Origin of the sequence: Mycobacterium syngnathidarum (genome assembly GCF_001942625.1) — a bacterium.
GTDB classification, from domain to species: domain Bacteria; phylum Actinomycetota; class Actinomycetes; order Mycobacteriales; family Mycobacteriaceae; genus Mycobacterium; species Mycobacterium syngnathidarum.
In genome coordinates, this window is sequence record NZ_MLCL01000041.1 from 1 (window position 1) to 1,778 (window position 1,778).

The 1,778-nt window shown below is 64.6% G+C and carries 1 protein-coding gene; it reads right to left on the bottom strand.

Annotated features, from left to right (window positions below; all coding sequences use genetic code 11):
- Positions 1 to 161 precede the first annotated feature (161 nt).
- Positions 162 to 1,709: an IS1182 family transposase gene (locus BKG60_RS13140; RefSeq protein WP_070947258.1), complete on the bottom strand. Its 1,548-nt coding sequence runs from the start codon at positions 1,707 to 1,709 to the stop codon at positions 162 to 164.
- Positions 1,710 to 1,778: the final 69 nt, after the last annotated feature.

Consider the following 1,778-nt stretch of genomic DNA (forward strand, 5'->3'; position numbering starts at 1 on the left):
CTAGGAGTCTGCTGAATTAGTGGTGTTGGGGGCGGGGTGCCTCAGAGCGCTCTGTGGCGCGTTGGTGTTAGTCAGGCCCGCAGGTCGACACAATTCGAGGGTCATTCCGCCGTGTTGAGCGTCGCATTGAGTGTTCGTCTGAGGCAAGCCCCAGCTTGGGGTCAGGCGATGGCCCAGCCAGCATTGGTGTGGGTCAGTCCCAGGGTGATCAGCTGACGCAGGTTCACCGCAGCGGCGCGGTGGTGTAGCCAGTGGTCGTTGCGGGTGACGCCGCGGTAGCGCACTTTGCGATTGCCTCGGGTAAGCCAGGCAATGGTACGTTCCACCATGGGCCGGTGCTGGCGATACTCGTTGAGCCACAACGACTCTTGTGATCTTTGTCGGGCTGCGCGTTGCAGCGCATCGTGCGGCTTGATCTTCAGACTCTTGCCGCCAACACTGGTGGTGCATCGCATTCGTAACGCGCAGCCCGCGCAGGCGCCGCCGAAGGTGGCGTATCCGCGCGCGGAGATGACGCGGATCAGCCCGGCGGGGCAGGTCACCGTCCTGGCGGTGTGGTCAACGACGAAGTCATCGACAGTGAAGCCACCGGCGACCGCCGGACGCAGTGGTGCAGACTTGACCCGATCGGCATGCCCGGCCTCGACCAGATGCGCGCGGAAATCCCCGCTGCCGTAGGCCGAATCGCCCAGCACCGTCACCGGTTGGTCTTCGGCGGTGAGCAGCTGGGTCCCCACGGTGGCATCATGGGTGCCCGGGCCGCTGGCTTTGGTCAGGGTGCAGTCGGTGATGATCCCGGTATCGGGTTCGACCGCGACGTGGGCTTTGAAACCGTCCTGGCGCCGATGCACGCTCTTGTGGGCGTGGCGAGCCTCGGGATCCACAGTGGAGATCACCCGGTCTGGGGCCACGCGTTGAGCAATCTGCCAGCGTCCATCGGTGCCATCAGAATCAGTCACCGGTTCGACGTCTTGGCCGGCGATCAGCGCCAACAACGCCACCGCTTCAGCGGCGCGGGCGCCAAGTTCCTGCTCAGGCAGATGCCCCAGCACCCGGTGGGCGTCGCCGACCAGGGCATCGACCAACGCAGCACGGGCGACGGCATCATCCCAGCTGATCGACGGTTTACCCGGGTCGTCGTAGTCATGAGCGCGGCACTGGGCGGCGATCACCTCGCCAGCACCGGGCACTTCGCGGCGGACCCGGCGGATCGCCCCGATCAATTGGGTCACGGTGTCTTGGGTCGCCACGGCGTCATCAAGGATCGTCGAATCCAACGCCCGCCGCGTCTTTCCCGCCAGCACGCCGGTGGCCGCGACCACTGCCTTGACCGCCTCAAAGATCCGGTTCGGGCGATCTGAGGCGGCCAGTCGGCGTCGCCAATAGGTCAACGTCGTCGAATGAAACGCCGTCGCGGTGATCGGCAGCCCACAGGCGGCTTTCCACCGCAGATCAAAGGTCACCGCATCAACGGTCTCGTTGTCGGACAGGCCGTGCAACGCCTGCAAGGTGATCACCGAGGCCATCACCTCGGCGGGCACACTCGGACGACCCCGCCGCGACGGGAACAGATCGGTGAACATCTCCTCGGGAAACAACTCGTGGCGATGAGCTGCCAGAAACGCAAACACGCTGTCGGACTTGAGAAGATGCCCCGCTACCGACTCCGCATCCAACAACTCACGCTGATCATCAGAACGCCCCTGCACCCGCCCATCATCTCGAGAACATCGCCACAAACCCGGCCACCACGCCGAAATAATTCAGCAGACTCCTAG